We start from the raw sequence: 16,853 nt of genomic DNA on the forward strand, positions 1-16,853 counted from the left end.
TCTTATAATCGCTTTGGCTTATTTTTCAATTTCGTTTGGCTCTAAAAGGGTATTTTATTTATTATATACCTTGTTATATTTACATTAGGTATTTATATATCGAAAGTTACCCTTATTATATAACCTGTCTGTTTTCTTCTTTAATTCATATAAAATAATAGCCTTGTAATCTCTTTCACTGATAATATGCGATTTGTATATATTCATTATGTCATTAAAATGTTTAGATTTATTATTTGGCAAAACCATTTCATTAAAGTCCATTATTGTCTTATGTATTCCAGTAATTTTCATATAAGAATAAAAACTCCAATTTATAAAATCATTTTTAGAGATTTTCGGTTTATTATTTTCATTGATTACTTCTTTCTTTGAAATAGTATCGACAAATTTAATTGCATTCAGATATTTATAAAGTTCATTTGGTAATTCATTCCAATTCGATTTTAATGAACTTAATTTGTGATATTTCATTTTAAAAATAGGAATACTAACTTTATTAATGTCTATTTCAAATCTTAGCATTAGATATTTACTGATAATTCTTTTATCCGTTTTGGTCAACTCTTTTTTGCCTAAAATTTCAAGATATTTATCATAAATTAACAAATCGTAATTAGTAAATCTAAAGTAAACACTGGTTACATTTTTATCATCTCTTTTAGCATTTCTATATTTTACAAAACAATCTAGTATGTCATTAGTAAATGATTTTAATAATAAAGTAATTCCAATTTCCAATTGGGTAACTTTAAACATTCTCCAGATTTCACCTTTTTTTAAACCAAGTTTACAACCCAGTATTTCTATACAATCAATAAATTCGTAATAGTTTAAGTCTTTTCGGGAATTTTTATCAAAATACCATTTTCTAATACTTCCGTTTATTGATAATGAATAAGTACCAGTTCTTAAATTTTCAGTCAATAGCATTCTTAAACTAAACATCTTTGATTTTTTAGTTATATTAGTTTGTAAATATCTATTTAATTCAAAATCAAGTTCTGTAAACTCTTCATCGTCAATTTCAATCTCTCTCCATCTAAAATTTTCCTTAATGAAGTCGGGATTAAAATTTTCAGCCATTAATTTAATTTTATCTATCATATCCATGTTTCCTTTAAGTGTTTTTCAAGTCTATTTAATTTTTCATAACTATGATAATCCATACAAATACGATATCTATACTCATCATTTTTATGATATAAAAGCATATGTTTTGATTTAAAAAGTCTTCTTTTTCTTGGAGTAAAAATCAAATCAAGTTCTGTATGTAATAATTTCAAACACTCTTCATATTCTTCATCTGTTAATTCATTTTCTAAATATTCTTGATGGAACCAAAACTTTAATTTGCCCATAATTAATAAGACACAAGAATTATCAAGTTCATTGTATATAGTCCATAGTCTTAATGAATACTTTTTTCTCTTCCTAACACTATTGTACAAATCAGCTTTAAAAAATGTTAAATTTTTAGTGTCAGATGAGACATCTCTTATCCATTTTATTTTTTTGATTGGATTATAATTTTCACAACATAAGATGGTATCATATATTTTCATATTTATTATTTTTCAAGTTAATACTATTTACGATTTTTTTAATTTGCTTTTTTACACATCATACATATCCTTTTTTAAAAAATCTTCTAAATCTTTTCTAACAATATGCACATAACCTTTCTCTGAACTTTTAGAATATTTTAGACCTTTACATCGGTATCTATAAATAGTTTTTTTAGAATATCCATATTGTTCTTTTATGTCATCAAGATCCAAAATATCGGTTGGTAATTTTGGTTTCATTACCTTGACTATTTCAGCCATATTTTTACCTTTTTCAATATTCAGTTCTTTCTTTGTTTTAGCCAATTCAAGAATCTTTCTTTTTATCAATTTTTGATTTATTTGTATTTTAGTTTCCATAGATTAAAATTTTACATTTTTCATTAATTTGCTCAAAGTATCTTTATCAGTATTCATATAAATTTGAGTAGTCTTTATGCTTCGATGTCCCATAGCACTAGCTATATAGTTAATTGGCATTCCTCTCAAAGCTAGAATAGAACCAAACGTATGGCGTCCATCATGGAAATTAATTTTATTTTTAATTTTAGCTACTTTTCCAATGATTTTTAAATGTCTATTTAGAACTGCATTACTTTTTAATTCAAATACTAAATCATTGTCTTTCTTTTTATCAAAATCATATTTTTTTAATATTTCTAACCAGTAATCATTGAAAGGTACAGAAACCTCTTTTTTTGTTTTAATTTGCCTCCTTTTAATTTCTTTTTTATCAATGATATCTTTTTTCTTCAAATCTTTAATATCACAATCTCTCAATCCTGTGTAGCAACTAAACAAAAACAAATCTCTAGTATATTCAAGACCTTTGGTTAAGTTCCCTAGTTTTAAATCAGCATTTCTTAATTGTTCTAATTCTTCTGGGTTTAAAAAATTTATTCGTGGTTCTTCATATAATTTTTTAAAATTTATACTCGGGTTTTCTGTTATTTTTTTATCAATAACTAATTTTTTCAAGATAGTTTTAAAATACTTTGCATAGTTATTAGTTCCTGAATTACCTGTTTCTAAATCTATTTTTATGAAGTAGATAAAATCATCAAAAAATTTTGTATCAATTTCATCTAATGTTAGTCTTGGTCTGAACAATTTCAATCTATCTCTTAATTGTTTATAATGTCTTTGTGTACCGATAGCTAATTGTTCAATAGCAAACTTATTTTTAAGAATTTCATCAAAATGAAAATAAAAGTCGTTGTTGATTTTAATTTTATCATCTCCTTTAATTTTCTTCAAGATAGTTTCCTTTGTAAATTCTTCATCATTATTTTCCATTTCCAAAAGAATCTTGTAGATTCTACTTTCTTCTTTCATTAGTACATTTTTTAATAATGAATCTTTTGGGCATTTTTTCTTTTCATCCCATAAACTAGGGTGAATTAATTTTCCTGATGGTGTTTTAGTTTTTCCACTACGATAAATAATCTGAAAGTAAATAGGACATCTTCCAGTTCCATCTTTTCTTGGTTGCTCTTTTCTTAAAATAGCTTTAACCGAAAACGAATTTTTCATTTGTATTTAAAATTTAAAAAATTAATAATTCAAACTTGCTTTCTTTACATAATACTCGGAAATCAATTTTTTTTTTGGCGATTTCCCAATTTTAACATTTTGATTTTGGGTAAAAAAAAAGCGACCTAGTCAAAGTCGCTTATTTTACAGGGGTTAAGAGGGTTTTACTCTTTCAAAGAAAAATTATAAGTTAAGTAACCTAATTGGTTAATATTTTCATTTAATAGCGGTTCAAATTTTGTTTTTAAAGCAGCTTCTTTAGATGCTTGTAATAAACATTTAGAAAAATTAGTAGTTCCTTTAGTACCAGCATAAGCTTTAATTACATTTCCATCTTTATCTACAGTAATCTCTACAATTATTTTACCTTGCTCTTTACAATTATATTCTGGGGTAGGTTTTTCAATTGCTTTTCTCTTGCCTAAAGAACTTTCTTCCATTCCTTTGCCAGTTCCATTCTCTGAACTAGTTTTATCTTTATTAGATTTTAAGCTATTTAAAACATCATTAGTCTTTTTGACTTTAGTTTTATTTTCAAAAGCTTTTATCTTTTTTAATCGCTCAAAAATAATTTTATCCCCGTTGTCATTCAATAAATTTTCATCATTCGGGTCAGCTTCGTGGTAGTAAACAATATTATTTTCAAGTACAATTAATTTTTGTAGTTCATCGTCGGTGAATTCAGCACAAATAAACATGCTGAATGAGTTAATTAAATCCGTCTTTTTATCGTTTTTTATAGAATATGTTTTAATATATCCAATACAACCATTTTCGGGAGATTGTATTATAGAAATTTCATCAGAACCATTATTATCTAGGTCGCCCTCGTTTATTAATTTAAACCAACAACAACCTACATTAATAGGCTTTATACTTTTATCACTAAACTTAATTTCATATTCGCTTGGGCTTCCATTTTCTACAGGATTTCCAAATCCTTTTTTAATTAGTTTTCTGTAGGCATATTCAAATTTTTTATCCCCATTAAAATCTCCATAAATTGAATCTCCAACTTTATTACTAACCTTTTGTCCAATTGTATTATTTACAAATAATATTACAAATAATGCTGAAAAAAATATTCTATCCATACTAAAAATTTCAGCTAAGATAATAATTTGTATAATATATGCGGTAAATTTTAAGCGACTTTATTTCCAATTTTCCGCTCTATGGAAAATTTAGATGGAAATATAGATTTAAAAATCAAGGAAATATCTCAAAAACTTAAAGAACTCAGATTATCAAGGGGTTATACGAGTTATGAAACATTTGCCTTTGAAAACGAACTAAATAGAGTTCAATATTGGAGAATAGAATCAGGTCAGAATATTACATTAAAGACTTTGATTAAGGTATTAGAAATACACCAAATTTCTTTGGGTGAATTCTTCAAAGATTTATGAAAATTTACAAAGGGGAATAATTAGGGGAATAAAGTTGTCCAATATTGTCCTTTAAAGTCCATTAATGTCCAACAAAAAACCCGCAAATAGCGGGTTTTAATGTGGGTTAAGAGATTTTTACTCTTAAAAGTCGTGACCTCGACAGGATTCAAACCTGTAACCTCTTGAGCCGTAATCAAGTGCGCTATTCAGTTGCGCCACGAGGCCTGTTTTTTGTGAGTGCAAATATAGAACTAAATTCTAAATTTAAAAAAATAATTTTTATTTTTTTTCTAACGCGTTTATTGTAACATAATATCTCCAAGCAATTATTGCTTTTTGCAATTTTGTAGCTTTCGCTAAATCAAGACGTTGCTTAGAATAACTTGGAAAAATTACTTTATTAATTTTTGCTAAAATTTTGAACATTATTTTTTTGTTTGGCGCAAAACTACTAAAAAAAATCCCATTTTGAGGTTAAATCAAAATGGGATTTGTGTTAAAAAGGTGTTATTTTAATTATTTATCATCACTGATATATGTTTTATTACCATTTTTATTAATGTAATATCTTCCACCTCTCGGACCAGTATACACTTTTTTACCGTTATATGTTCCTGTTACTTTATCTGTAACTTTTTTTTCAGCTGCTTTAGAAGCTGCAGTTTCTTTTACATCTTCTTTAATTTCTGCTGGCGTTTTTTTGGTTACTTTAGATTTTGCTTCTGCTTTATTAGTAGCAGCTCCTGCTTTTCCTGCTGTAGATTTAGCAGTACCAGTTGCTGAAGCGCTATTTTCTTTTGCTTTAGCTGCTTTCGCTTTTGCATCTGCTTTCTTTTTCTCAGTTTTAGCTTTTTCTGCTTTTACTTTATCGGCAGCCGCTTTAGTTTCTTTTTCTTTTTCTTTTGCTACTTTAGCTTTAGTTGCCGCTTTTTCTTTAGCTACTTTATCTTTAGTTGCTTGTTTCTTGTCTGCCTCAGCTTTTTTTGCTTTTGCTACTTCAGCTTCTTTTTTCTCTTTTGCTTTTTTGTCTTTAGCCATTTTAGCTTGTTTTTCTTTTTCAAGCTTAGCTCTTTTTTCTCCAGCTGATGTTTCTTGAGCTGTAGCACCAAATGACAACATCAATGCTAAACATAATAAAAGGACTTTTTTCATAGTATCTGCTTTATTAAATTATTTTATGAATTCTATTTATTGGAATAATAACCCCTCTTTTAAGGATAACTTCATCTGCAGTTATTCCCCAAACAGTAGTTTCAGTAACTTTTTTAGAAGAATCATCTTCAAAAAAGATTTTAATTTTTAAATGTTCTAAATTTCCCAATGTTAAAGCACGTTCTAAATCAATCTTTCTTTGGATCTTATCGTCTTTGTCTGACATAACATCTTTATGTGGAAATTTTAAAGAAGCAACCTCTTCTTTTTCAATTAGTTGGAAATCACTCATAATAATTTATTTAATTTTTAGTTTGGTTAAGTATTATAAAGTTACATTTTTTTAGAAATATGAGCAAATGTATTTTATAAAATTAAATATTTTCTTTCAAAAATAAAACCTAATTTTGCAGTATCATGCAAAAGAACATTAACATATTAAATAAACGCGCACGTTTTGACTATGAAATATTAGACAAATATGATGCCGGAATTGTCTTAACAGGAACTGAAATAAAGTCGATTCGTTTAGGAAAAGCTTCTATTGCCGAAAGTTTTTGCGAATTTAATGATCACACTGAGTTGTTTTTAATTAATGCAACCATTGAAGAATATGCTTTTGGAACACATTATAATCATAAAGCAAAAAGTGAACGCAAATTACTTTTGAACAAAAAAGAGCTTAAAAAACTAGATAAAGATTCGGATAATAAAGGTTTAACTATAGTACCGTTACGTTTATATACGAATGAAAAAGGTTTAGCTAAAATTGAAATTGCGCTATGTCGTGGTAAGAAAAATTACGATAAACGTGAAACAATGAAAGAAAATGATACGAAGCGCGATTTAGCTCGTATTAAAAAAGAATATAGATAATTTACGATTTAAGATTTGGGATTTACGAATTTTAAATTTTGAATTATAGATATAAAAAAGCCAGAATTTCGTTTGAAATTCTGGCTTTTTGTTATGTGCTTTGATTCTTTGAAACTTTGCAACTTTAATCTTTGAAACTCAAAAAATTACTTTTTCCCTTTAGTACCTTTATCTTTTTGCAAATCTGTTTTTAGTTTTTCCAAATCTGCTTTTGTTTTTTCTAACTCCTTTTTTAAGTTGTCTAAGTCCGATTTAGCGCTTTCTTTTTCTATTTTCTTCTCGATGATAATCTTTTTCTTTTGATCACCTAAATCGCTTTTCATTTTGTCTAAATCGTCCATTTTACCATCACTACTCCATTTTTTCTCAGAGAAAATCATGGTATTTCCTTTTCCATCAGAATACTTTTTAGTAATCATTCCATCTTTTTCCGTTTCTTCTTCCAATTTCATATCAGGATTATCCATTTGCATTTCTCCATCATTAAAACGGAACATTTTAAAATTCCCACCTAAAGAATCTCCATCAAAACCTTGAAACTCTCTAAGTTTCTCTAAATCTCCAAATTTATCTGTAAAAGCAAACTGTTGTTTATCTAACAATCCTTTAAACATGTCTTGATCTAGATTTTGAAACCTTTCATCATTAAATAACATTTCAAATCCACCTGGACCAAAATCATCTCCAAAACCTGCAAACATATTATTTTTAGATTTACCTGATTGGATATTGATATTTCCTTTACCCGAACCATCAAATTGTTTGGTTAATGAAATTGGTGCTATCGGTTTATCTGATCCCACATTATAGTTCCCAGAATTACCATCTTTATCCTTATAAGCGATTTTAATAGCTGTAATTTCTTTTTTATCATTACGCTTCACTCCAGAAAAAGAAACTTCAAAATCGAATTTTTTAGCATCTGATTCGTCTTGTTTCAATTGCGCATCTGTCATATCTTTATCAATACGCAATTCAAAACTATTGTTTTTCACATTAGACATTTGCTGCATACGATTGTTTTGAGCAAATGAAACTTCTGGCAATACAACTAAAGAAGTTGCCAAAACTAATCCTTGTAGTAATAATTTAGCGTTCATAATTTGTTTTTAATTAATTTGATGTTCAAAAATATAATTTTAATAAAAATGAAAATTAAAAATTTTGTTAATTAACGAGATTTAACAAAAAAGGATTGTCAAAGTTTGACAATCCTTTTCTAATATAACTAACTATTTTTCTCCTTTTTCGCCTTTTGGACCTTTAGTGTCGATTTCGATTTTTTTCATTTTTCTCTCAACTTTTTTCTCAATCTGTTTTTCTTGAAGTTTCATTTTTTCTTCAAACACTTTCATTTCTTTTTCAAATTCTTTCATTTTTGGTTCAATAGCCTTCATCTTTTCTTCGAAAACCTTCATTGAAGCTTCATATTTTTTCCAATCTTGATTGTTCATTTTTTGCTCAAAATCAGCCATTTCTTTATCAAATTTAGCCCAAGCTTTTTTATCATTTGGATTTTTAGGCGGAGTTGGTGCATTTGGAACGTTCGGAACATCTGGTGGAGTTGGAATATCAAAATCCATAGATGGAGGTTCTGGCATATCTGGAAATTCAACATCTGCCATTTCAATAGAAACATCAATATCTTCTAATTCTGATAAATCTTCAATTTCGCCTTTGTCATTTTTTCTAACAATTACAACTTCCCTTTCTTCATGATTTCCAGCGTTTTTTCCAAATGCAAAACTATAAGCATTATTTTCTCCTTTAGAAACAGTAATATGTATAGGTTCGATTCCTTTATCGTCTACAATTTTCTGATTGGCTTTCTTTCCATTATTGTCGTCTAAAGTAATATTTATAGCAGTTATTTCTTTATCAGCATTTCTTTTTACGCCTTTAAAATCTAAATTCATTTTATATTCTTCTTTAAATTTATCTGAATACGATTTTAACTGCTTATCGGTAGTCGATTTTTCAATTACATATTTCTGACTATTTTGTATTGGAGAACTACTTGGTAACAATCCTGAAGTTCTTTCTTTAGCAATAACTTTTACCTGAAACAACATAATAAAAGCTATTAAAACGGGAATTACAATTGCGTATTTAAACGCATTTTTTCTGTTTGATTGATTTGTGTTTAACATAACGATTCGTTTTTTGATTGATGATTGATTAAATGTATTAATGATTGATATTTGTTGTGTTTGCAAAGTGATTTTCAACATGGTTTTTTGATATTGTGTTTTATCTGAAACGTATTGAATAGCATAATTGTCAGCTAAAAATTCTAAATTTTGAACGATACATTTTCGATATAACCAAACCACTGGATTAAACCAAAATAGGATAATAAACACATGAGCTAAAAGTGTATCGAAACTGTGTTTTTGTTTAGAATGCGCTTCTTCATGTTTCATGATATTTTGTAATTCAACAGGATTGATGAGTTCCTCATTGAAAATGATATAATTAAAGAATGAAAAAGGTGTATTTACTAATGTAGAATTTACATATACTAATTTGTTTTTCTTTTCGGAATTGGAAACTTTTATGATTTTAAACAATTTAAAAAAATCAAATAGTGTTTTCAGTAAAAATCCAAAACAAATGATTCCGTAAATAAGAAACATTATCTCTTGATTGGTAAGCATTGGTTCTTGAACAACTTCTGAAGAAACTGGCATCATTACGGGCACATTACTTTCTACTGAATTACTCAAAACTCTTTTTACTTCATAATATTCTACTCTAGTGATTGTAAACAATGGTAGTAAAACTGAAACAAACAATCCCGATAATAGAAACCATCTAGAATGCTTATAAAACGTTTCTTTGGAAAGTGCTAATTGGTACACCAAATAGAACAACACAAGCAGAGCGTTGACTTTTAATATGTAAGTAAAAATAGCTTCCATACTATTTCTTTTTCTCGATGATGTCTAAAATTTCACGAAGTTCGTCAGCAGAAATCTTTTCTTCTTCTGCGAAGTACGAAACCAAATTCTTATACGAATTACCAAAATAATTCTGTATTGCCGTTTTCATGAATGTTTTTCGATAATCTTCAATATCAACTATCGGAAAATATTGATGCGTGTTTCCGTAAGCATTGTATGAAACATATTTTTTCTCTTCTAAATTTCTTACAATGGTAGATAAGGTATTGTAGTGAGGCTTATCTTCTTGAATTTCTGCTAAAATATCCTTTACGAAAGCTTTATTAAGCCTCCATAAAATGTGCATTACTTCTTCTTCTTTATTGGTTAATTTTTGCATAACATTAATTTTGTTACACAAACTTATAACTATATTTTTAGTTACGCAACTAAATTTATAGTTATTTAACTAATTTTAACGTTTGCTTTTTCTTTTTGAACTAAATAATAAACGTAAAGTCCGATTAAAGTTCCAATAAAACCAAGTGTTCCCATGAATAACCAATTGCCTTGATAACCATATTTTTTATTATCAATAATTGCCATTCCGACTTTAGCACTTAAAATATGTGCCAAACTATAGCTCATCGTGAATATAGCCATATACCTTCCTTGTTGATGTTTGGGTGCGCGACTCATTGCAAAAGCGTTAGAGAATGGAAAATTGAACATCTCAGCGAATGTCATAAACAACATCATAATAATAAGTACTCCAGCCCAACTATTAATTAACATCAAGTACAAACTTATAGTCATTAACAAACTTCCCAATATGATAACTTTGAGTTTATCTATTTTATTTTTTTCGATATAATTTACAATTGGCATTTCTAAAAAGAATACTAACACTCCATTTAAGGTTAATAATAAACCCGTTTCCAATTCCGTTAATCCAAATTGTTTTCTATGATAGATCGGAATAGTTGTAAACAATTGAAAGAACATAATCCCTACAATTAGAGTCGTGATTAAAAACAGCCAATATATTTTATCTTTAAAAACCGATTCAATTAAGACATCTCCAGGATGTTCTTTATCTAAATAAGTTGATTTCTTTTTCTCTTTTACTTTCGACCAAAAAATTAAAATTGCCAATATACACGTTACTCCATCAACCCAAAACAAACCTTTATAACCGATAGACATAATAATTAAACCACCTAAGGCCGGACCAGCTGCAAATCCTAAGTTGATTGCTAATCGAACTAAAGTCAAGGCTCGAGTTCTGTTTTCAGGCTTAGCATAGGCACCAATAGACACGAACATTGCAGGACGAAACATATCTGCAACAGACATTAAAAGAAAGATACTGATACAAAAACCTTCAAATGAAGTAACATAACGTAATCCAAAAAACATCAGGCCACTAACCAGTAAACTAAATATCATAATTTTATAGAAACCGATAGTATCTGATAACTTTCCACCTAACCAAGAACCCAACATAGATCCAACTCCAAAAAACACCATAATAGTTCCAACTTGAGAAAGTGAAAAATGTAAATCTTCGTGTAAATATTTAGATAAAAATGGCAAAACCATTGTACCCGCTCTGTTGATAAATGTAATAATTGTAAGTATCCAAATTTCTCTAGAAAATCCCTTGAAATTATTTAAATACGTTTGAAGTGCTTTTGAAATCATAATAAACTATCTGTTACAAATTTAGGTAAAATACTTCTCAAAAAAGTACTATTTTTGTTAAAACAATGCTAATTAAAAACGCATTTTTACGCTATGAAATTTGTCAATTTACATACTCATTTTTATACCCATTCTGAAAATATTTTAGAAATTGTAAATCAATATCCGAATGACTTTTCAGCCGAAATTCCGTTGTATTCGATCGGAATTCATCCTTGGCATATTGATGAAAATCGTTTGAGTGATGATTTAAAAATAATTAAAGAAAAACTTTTACTAAACAACTGTATTGCTTTGGGAGAGTGTGGATTAGATAAACGTATAGAAAAAATCTATAGTACACAAATCGCTGTTTTTGAGTCGCAATTAGAACTTTTACACGAGGTTTCAAAGCCTGTTATTTTACATTGCGTTGCTTCTTTTGATGAAGTGATTTCTTGCAAAAAAAACAGTGGTCTCTCCTCGCCTTTCATCATTCATGGGTTTTCAAAAAACTATCAAGTGGCGAAACAATTATTGAATCAGGATTTTCATTTATCATTTGGAAAATATTTACTTCGAAATCCAGATTTAGGAGAGGTGTTTAAACAAATTCCGAATGAAAAAATTTTCTTAGAAACAGATACAATAGCGGAAAGTTTAGAAGAAGTTTATACTTTTACAGCAAAATGTAAAAACATTTCAGTAGAAGAAATGAAAGAAATTGTTTGGAACAACTACCAAACAGTTTTTAAACAATAAAAATTAAGTTATGGCAAAGTGGCAAGAGAGAGCCGAGTTATTATTTAAAGAAGAAGGCTTAAACAGATTAAGAAATTCAAACGTATTAGTTGTTGGATTAGGTGGTGTAGGTTCGTTTGCAGCCGAATTTTTAGCTAGAGCTGGCGTTGGAAACATGACAATAGTTGACGGAGACACTGTTGACATTACTAATATCAATAGACAATTACCTGCATTACACAGTACAGTTGGGCAACCAAAAGTAAAAATTGTTGGCGACAGATTAATGGATATTAATCCAGAATTAAACTTAACGCGTGTGGAAGAGTTTTTATCTCCAGAACGTGCAAAAGAAATCGTTACAGAAGATTTTGACTATGTTTTAGATTGTATTGATAGCGTAACACCAAAATTAAATTTAATCGTTGCTGCAAAGCGCAAAAAGGTTAAAGTTATTAGTAACATGGGCGCTGGAGGAAAATTACTTTCAAATAAAATTGTAGTAAGAGACATTAGTAAAACAGACGTTTGTCCGCTTGCTAAAAACATTAGAAAAAGATTGAAGAAAGAAGGGATTTCGAGTGGCGTTAAAGCGGTTTACTCATTAGAACACCCTGATGAAACAAGTTTAAAGACTACAGACGGTACCAACTTCAAAAAATCGTTTTATGGTACAAATAGTTGGATGCCGGCACTTTTTGGCTTACATGCAGCAGAAACAGTTGTAAAACACTTGATTGGGAAATAATAGCATAAAAAAACCTGTCAGGTTTTTGAAACTTGTTAGATTTATTGAATAAAAAAAGGCTGATTAATAACCAGCCTTTTTTAATATTTACTTCGCTAAATAAGCTTCAACGTTTTCTTGAATTCTAGCTTCAATATTTGTAATATCGCTTTTTACGAATTTTTCTCCGATAATGTTTTCAAATAATTCAATATATCTTTCTGAAACTGAAGCGATGTATTCTTCAGTCATTTCTGGGATTTGTTGTCCTTCTTTACCTTGGAAACCGTTTTCAATTAACCAACGACGTACAAATTCTTTAGATAATTGTTTTTGCTCTTCTCCTCTATCTTGTCTTTCTTGATAACCATCAGCATAAAAATAACGAGATGAATCTGGTGTATGAATTTCGTCAATTAAAACTATTTTACCGTCTTTTGTTTTCCCGAATTCGTATTTTGTATCTACTAAAATTAAACCGCGAGAAGCTGCAATTTCAGTTCCTCTTTGGTATAACGCTCTAGTATATTTTTCTAATACTAAATAATCTTCTTCTGTTACAATTCCGTTAGCTAAAATTGCTTCTCTAGAAATATCTTCATCATGCGAACCGTTATCAGCCTTTGTTGTAGGCGTAATAATTGGAGTTGGGAATTTATCGTTTTCTTTTAATCCTTCTGGCATTTCCACTCCACAAAGTGTTCTTTTTCCTAAAGCATATTCACGCGCAGCATGACCCGATAAATAACCACGAATTACCATTTCTACTTTAAAAGGCTCACATAAATGTCCGACTGCTACATTTGGATCCGGAGTAGCCACTAACCAATTTGGAACAATATCTTCCGTTAATTGCATGAATTTTGTTGCAATTTGGTTTAAAATCTGACCTTTGTATGGAATTCCTTTTGGCAAAACAACATCGAAAGCAGAAAGTCTATCTGTAGCAATCATAACTAATAAATCGTCATTGATGTTATATACTTCTCTTACTTTTCCTCTGTAAACTGATTTTTGACCTGTAAAGTTAAAATTTGTAGTGGTAATTGTGTTCATTTTGTTGTGTTGTTGTTAGTTGAGTGCAAAAGTAAATGAATTATTTTCTTTGTGAAAATTTTTATAAAATAAAAAAGGAGGAAAATTCCTCCTTAGTGTGATTATTTAAATTTAATATTATATGTGGCTCCGATTCCGAGTGCTCGAATGTTGAAATTATCTAAGAACGTATTTTGATAATATCCGTAAATATTCCAGTTATCATTATGATATCCGATTTGCGGATTAAAATACATCCCACCAGAACTTTCATCATTATTAGTTAAAAAACCATAACCAAAATCGACTCCCACAAACACACCTTCTTTTTGAAAATAATAGCGAGTATATCCTGCTAAAGGTATAATCCCAAAATCTTCAAACTCATCTTTAGCAAAGAAATGATTGTAACCAGAAGCAATTCCGACTGCCAAATGCGAATCGAATAAATATTGCGCTCTAACATCTAAACCAACATTAAAAGAAGCAACATCTTTTGTTTTTTCCATGGGAATTCCGGATATCAAACCAGCTTTAAACCATGAGTTTTTAGGAGTAATTTCTACTTTAGGAATTTCTTGAGCGTAACTCCTACCAATACTTAGCGCGGCTAAAAATAAAATGACTTTTTTCATATGTAATAAATTTGAGGGTTTAAATTACAACGAAAAAAGTCTTATTTTATTTTAATCATTATTCTCTATACTCTTGTACGCGTCAATAATTTTCTTCACAAGTCTGTGACGCACAATGTCTTTATCATCTAAATAAATTATTCCAATTCCATCCACATCTTTTAAAACAAGTAAGGCTTCTTTTAATCCAGATATCGTTCTTCTTGGTAAATCTACTTGTCCTGGATCACCCGTTATGATAAACTTAGCGTTTTTACCCATGCGTGTTAAAAACATTTTCATTTGCGAATGCGTTGTATTCTGAGCTTCATCCAAAATTACAAAGGCATTATCTAATGTTCTACCACGCATAAAAGCTAATGGTGCAATTTGAATTATTCCTTTCAACAAATAATCTTCTAACGTTTGAGGCGGAATCATATCGCGTAAGGCATCATATAAAGGCTGCATGTACGGATCTAATTTCTCCTTCATATCACCAGGAAGAAATCCTAAGTTTTCACCTGCTTCTACAGCGGGTCTTGTTAAAATAATTCGTTTAACTTGTTTTTCTTTTAATGCTTTTACAGCTAAAGCCACTCCGGTATAAGTTTTACCTGTTCCAGCTGGACCAACGGCAAATACCATATCGTTTTTACGAACGTAATCTACCAATTTTTGTTGGTTCGGTGTCATCGCTTTAATTAGCTTACCTCCTAACCCATGAACAAGAATCTCATCTTTCGAATCCATTACTCCTGTTTGTTGAGCATCACCTTCAATTACACGCATAATTACATTATCATCAATTTGATTAAATCTAGTGAAATGCGTCATTAAACGTCTAAACCTTTTTTCAAATTCATCTAAAACCTCTTCTTCTCCAAAAGCTTTCAAAGTTGTATCTCTAGCAACAATTTTCAATTTTGGATAATACTTCTTAATAGTTTCTAAATGACTATCATGTGCGCCCCAAAATTCTTTAGGTGCAATGTTTTCCAGTTCAATTATTCTTTCGTTCAAAGGCTATAAATTTAAATTGTTTTAATTCTGTAAAAAAAAGATTAGTTTTGTCTTTCTCAAATATAGCAAAAACAAATATTCGATTTCAAATAAGTTATAAACAATAGAATGTCAATAATTACTCTTATAACAGATTATGGTTTAAAAGATCATTATGCAGGAATTCTTAAGGGTAAAATATTTTCCTATTTACCTGAAATCAACGTAATAGACATTTCTCACACTATTGACAAATTCAATGTTTTAGAAGCAAGTTATTTACTTTCTGCTTCCTATTCGCATTTTCCAAAAGGTACCGTTCATATAGTTGGCGTAGATGCATCTCAAAATGCCGATACGTTTCATATTGCTATGCTTTACGACGGACATTACTTCATCGGAGCCGATAATGGTATTTTTGGAAGTTTAATCAATAAAATAAATCCTGAAAAAATTGTTCAGATTAACATTCACGATCTCTTAATTAACGGGTCGGGAGATTTAGACGTATTTGCCATGGTGGCTACTCATTTAGCTAAAAATGGTGAACTTAATGTTATTGGGACGCCTATTTCTAGTATTAAAAAAATGAATGTTCTAGCACCAATTGTTGATCAGAATTCAAAATCAATTCGTGGAAATGTGGTTTATATAGACGATTTTGGAAATTGTGTTACGAATATTTCTAAGAGTTTTATTGAAGAAACAGCTAATGGCAGAAATTATGAAATTCGTTTTTCAGTGCATTCCATAAGAAATGTGAAAAATCATTATTCAGATTTTAAAAACAATACCACATCAGCTTTAAAATCAATGGAAGGAAATGAAATTGCTATTTTCAATCAAGCTGGATTTTTAGAAATTGCTATTTACAGAAGTAATCCTGCTCGTACAGGTTCAGCCAATACCTTATTAGGTTTGAAAATGCAGGATGTTGTGATGGTGGAGTTTGTGGAATAATTTGGAATTTACGATTTGACCCTTCGACAAGCTCAGGGTGACAGAATTGGAATTTGGGATTTAAGAATTGGGATTTACGATTTGGGATTTACGAATTTTGTTATGAAAAATAATGTCAGTCTGAGCTTGTCGAAGACTTTTGATATGAAATTTGGAATTTAAATATTGAATTTAAAACAAAAATATGTTTGTACGAATAGTGAAACTTACGTTTCAAGAAGATAAGATAGAGGCTTTTTTAGCCAATTTTGAAGAAATTAAACAACAGATAAGAAATTTTGAAGGCAATGAGTTTTTAGAATTATATCAAGATAAAAACGATGCTAGAATTTTCTTTACGTATAGCTATTGGAGAGATGAAGAAGCGCTAGAAAAATATCGAAAATCGGCATTATTTAATGAAGTTTGGACGTATACTAAATCGCTTTTTGCAGATAAACCAGAAGCATGGAGTGTGAATAAATTAGCAACTTTGGTTTAAAATATAGAGCCACGAATTCACGAATTAAAAAAATTAGATAAAAAATTTCGCATCGACTTTGTCGATGAATAATTCGAATAAAAATAGATTAACAAGACAAATAAATTAGTGAATTCGTGGCAAAAACAAGAACACAAACTCATTATTAAAATTAAAGTTTCAAGTTTCAAGTTTATAAATTACATTTGTCAATTAAATTTTAAAATAA

21 protein-coding genes and 1 tRNA gene are annotated in these 16,853 nt (G+C 29.1%); 6 read left to right on the forward strand and 16 right to left on the reverse strand.

The window, feature by feature from the left end:
• Positions 1-84: 84 nt before the first annotated feature.
• The 5 genes from BMY86_RS09595 to BMY86_RS09615 form a co-directional block, all read right to left on the reverse strand.
• Positions 85-1,107, reverse strand: a complete 1,023-nt coding sequence (locus BMY86_RS09595; protein WP_177177161.1) for a hypothetical protein — start codon at positions 1,105-1,107, stop codon at positions 85-87.
• The gene (locus BMY86_RS09600) at positions 1,104-1,565 is read right to left on the reverse strand and encodes a hypothetical protein (protein ID WP_091468282.1); all 462 of its coding nucleotides are present in this window, start codon (positions 1,563-1,565) and stop codon (positions 1,104-1,106) included. The genes BMY86_RS09595 and BMY86_RS09600 overlap by 4 nt, the downstream gene beginning before the upstream one ends.
• 51 nt (positions 1,566-1,616) lie before the next feature.
• Positions 1,617-1,928, reverse strand: coding sequence for a hypothetical protein (locus tag BMY86_RS09605; RefSeq protein ID WP_091468285.1), 312 nt, complete (start codon positions 1,926-1,928; stop codon positions 1,617-1,619).
• A 3-nt stretch (positions 1,929-1,931) separates the two neighbouring features.
• Complete coding sequence (locus BMY86_RS09610; protein WP_091468289.1) at positions 1,932-3,101, reverse strand: site-specific integrase; 1,170 nt, start codon at positions 3,099-3,101, stop codon at positions 1,932-1,934.
• A gap of 164 nt (positions 3,102-3,265) precedes the next feature.
• Positions 3,266-4,195 (reverse strand): hypothetical protein, encoded by a 930-nt coding sequence (locus BMY86_RS09615; protein ID WP_091468292.1) that lies wholly within the window; start codon positions 4,193-4,195, stop codon positions 3,266-3,268.
• 81 nt (positions 4,196-4,276) lie between these two features.
• On the opposite strand from BMY86_RS09615, the gene BMY86_RS09620 reads away from it, so the two are divergent.
• The gene (locus BMY86_RS09620) at positions 4,277-4,510 is read left to right on the forward strand and encodes a helix-turn-helix domain-containing protein (protein ID WP_091468295.1); all 234 of its coding nucleotides are present in this window, start codon (positions 4,277-4,279) and stop codon (positions 4,508-4,510) included.
• Between the two features lie 133 nt (positions 4,511-4,643).
• Here BMY86_RS09620 and BMY86_RS09625 read toward each other — a convergent pair.
• The 4 genes from BMY86_RS09625 to BMY86_RS09640 all read right to left on the reverse strand — a co-directional run bounded on the left by BMY86_RS09625 (position 4,644) and on the right by BMY86_RS09640 (position 5,936).
• Positions 4,644-4,717 (reverse strand) — tRNA-Arg (locus tag BMY86_RS09625).
• 54 nt (positions 4,718-4,771) lie between these two features.
• Positions 4,772-4,918, reverse strand: a complete 147-nt coding sequence (locus BMY86_RS09630; RefSeq protein WP_091468298.1) for an SsrA-binding protein — start codon at positions 4,916-4,918, stop codon at positions 4,772-4,774.
• A gap of 90 nt (positions 4,919-5,008) precedes the next feature.
• On the reverse strand, positions 5,009-5,644 hold the full coding sequence (locus BMY86_RS09635; RefSeq protein WP_091468302.1) for a hypothetical protein: 636 nt from the start codon (positions 5,642-5,644) through the stop codon (positions 5,009-5,011).
• 13 nt (positions 5,645-5,657) lie between these two features.
• Entirely contained in the window at positions 5,658-5,936 is a 279-nt protein-coding gene (locus tag BMY86_RS09640; protein WP_245745646.1) for a hypothetical protein, read from the reverse strand.
• A gap of 125 nt (positions 5,937-6,061) precedes the next feature.
• Here BMY86_RS09640 and smpB point away from each other — a divergent pair, with 125 nt between their 5' ends.
• Positions 6,062-6,520 (forward strand): SsrA-binding protein SmpB, encoded by a 459-nt coding sequence (gene smpB / locus BMY86_RS09645; protein ID WP_091468309.1) that lies wholly within the window; start codon positions 6,062-6,064, stop codon positions 6,518-6,520.
• A gap of 146 nt (positions 6,521-6,666) precedes the next feature.
• On the opposite strand, the gene BMY86_RS09650 is transcribed toward smpB, so the two are convergent.
• From BMY86_RS09650 to BMY86_RS09665, 4 genes are all read right to left on the reverse strand, one after another.
• Positions 6,667-7,620 (reverse strand): hypothetical protein, encoded by a 954-nt coding sequence (locus BMY86_RS09650; RefSeq protein ID WP_091468312.1) that lies wholly within the window; start codon positions 7,618-7,620, stop codon positions 6,667-6,669.
• A gap of 132 nt (positions 7,621-7,752) precedes the next feature.
• A complete protein-coding gene (locus tag BMY86_RS09655) occupies positions 7,753-9,441 on the reverse strand; it encodes a M56 family metallopeptidase (protein ID WP_091468316.1) in 1,689 nt (562 codons plus the stop codon).
• Between the two features lies 1 nt (position 9,442).
• On the reverse strand, positions 9,443-9,802 hold the full coding sequence (locus tag BMY86_RS09660; protein ID WP_091468321.1) for a BlaI/MecI/CopY family transcriptional regulator: 360 nt from the start codon (positions 9,800-9,802) through the stop codon (positions 9,443-9,445).
• A gap of 65 nt (positions 9,803-9,867) precedes the next feature.
• The gene (locus tag BMY86_RS09665; protein WP_091468325.1) at positions 9,868-11,106 is read right to left on the reverse strand and encodes an MDR family MFS transporter; all 1,239 of its coding nucleotides are present in this window, start codon (positions 11,104-11,106) and stop codon (positions 9,868-9,870) included.
• Positions 11,107-11,199: 93 nt separating this feature from the next.
• On the opposite strand from BMY86_RS09665, the gene BMY86_RS09670 reads away from it, so the two are divergent.
• Together BMY86_RS09670 and BMY86_RS09675 are read left to right on the forward strand one after the other, a co-directional pair.
• Positions 11,200-11,847 (forward strand): TatD family hydrolase, encoded by a 648-nt coding sequence (locus BMY86_RS09670; RefSeq protein WP_091468330.1) that lies wholly within the window; start codon positions 11,200-11,202, stop codon positions 11,845-11,847.
• A 10-nt stretch (positions 11,848-11,857) separates the two neighbouring features.
• On the forward strand, positions 11,858-12,574 hold the full coding sequence (locus BMY86_RS09675; RefSeq protein ID WP_091468333.1) for a tRNA threonylcarbamoyladenosine dehydratase: 717 nt from the start codon (positions 11,858-11,860) through the stop codon (positions 12,572-12,574).
• Positions 12,575-12,661: 87 nt separating this feature from the next.
• On the opposite strand, the gene BMY86_RS09680 is transcribed toward BMY86_RS09675, so the two are convergent.
• The 3 genes from BMY86_RS09680 to BMY86_RS09690 form a co-directional block, all read right to left on the reverse strand.
• Complete coding sequence (locus BMY86_RS09680; protein WP_091468335.1) at positions 12,662-13,609, reverse strand: phosphoribosylaminoimidazolesuccinocarboxamide synthase; 948 nt, start codon at positions 13,607-13,609, stop codon at positions 12,662-12,664.
• 101 nt (positions 13,610-13,710) lie between these two features.
• Positions 13,711-14,223, reverse strand: a complete 513-nt coding sequence (locus BMY86_RS09685) for a hypothetical protein (protein ID WP_091468337.1) — start codon at positions 14,221-14,223, stop codon at positions 13,711-13,713.
• Between the two features lie 51 nt (positions 14,224-14,274).
• Positions 14,275-15,225, reverse strand: a complete 951-nt coding sequence (locus BMY86_RS09690) for a PhoH family protein (RefSeq protein WP_091468340.1) — start codon at positions 15,223-15,225, stop codon at positions 14,275-14,277.
• Between the two features lie 108 nt (positions 15,226-15,333).
• Here BMY86_RS09690 and BMY86_RS09695 point away from each other — a divergent pair, with 108 nt between their 5' ends.
• Complete coding sequence (locus tag BMY86_RS09695; RefSeq protein ID WP_091468342.1) at positions 15,334-16,164, forward strand: SAM hydrolase/SAM-dependent halogenase family protein; 831 nt, start codon at positions 15,334-15,336, stop codon at positions 16,162-16,164.
• A 184-nt stretch (positions 16,165-16,348) separates the two neighbouring features.
• Positions 16,349-16,645 carry a putative quinol monooxygenase gene (locus BMY86_RS09700; RefSeq protein ID WP_091468345.1) on the forward strand — a complete coding sequence of 99 codons (297 nt, stop codon included), beginning with the start codon at positions 16,349-16,351 and terminating at the stop codon, positions 16,643-16,645.
• Positions 16,646-16,853 lie beyond the last annotated feature (208 nt).

The sequence above is a fragment of the Flavobacterium urocaniciphilum genome (assembly GCF_900110615.1).
Classification (GTDB): domain Bacteria; phylum Bacteroidota; class Bacteroidia; order Flavobacteriales; family Flavobacteriaceae; genus Flavobacterium; species Flavobacterium urocaniciphilum.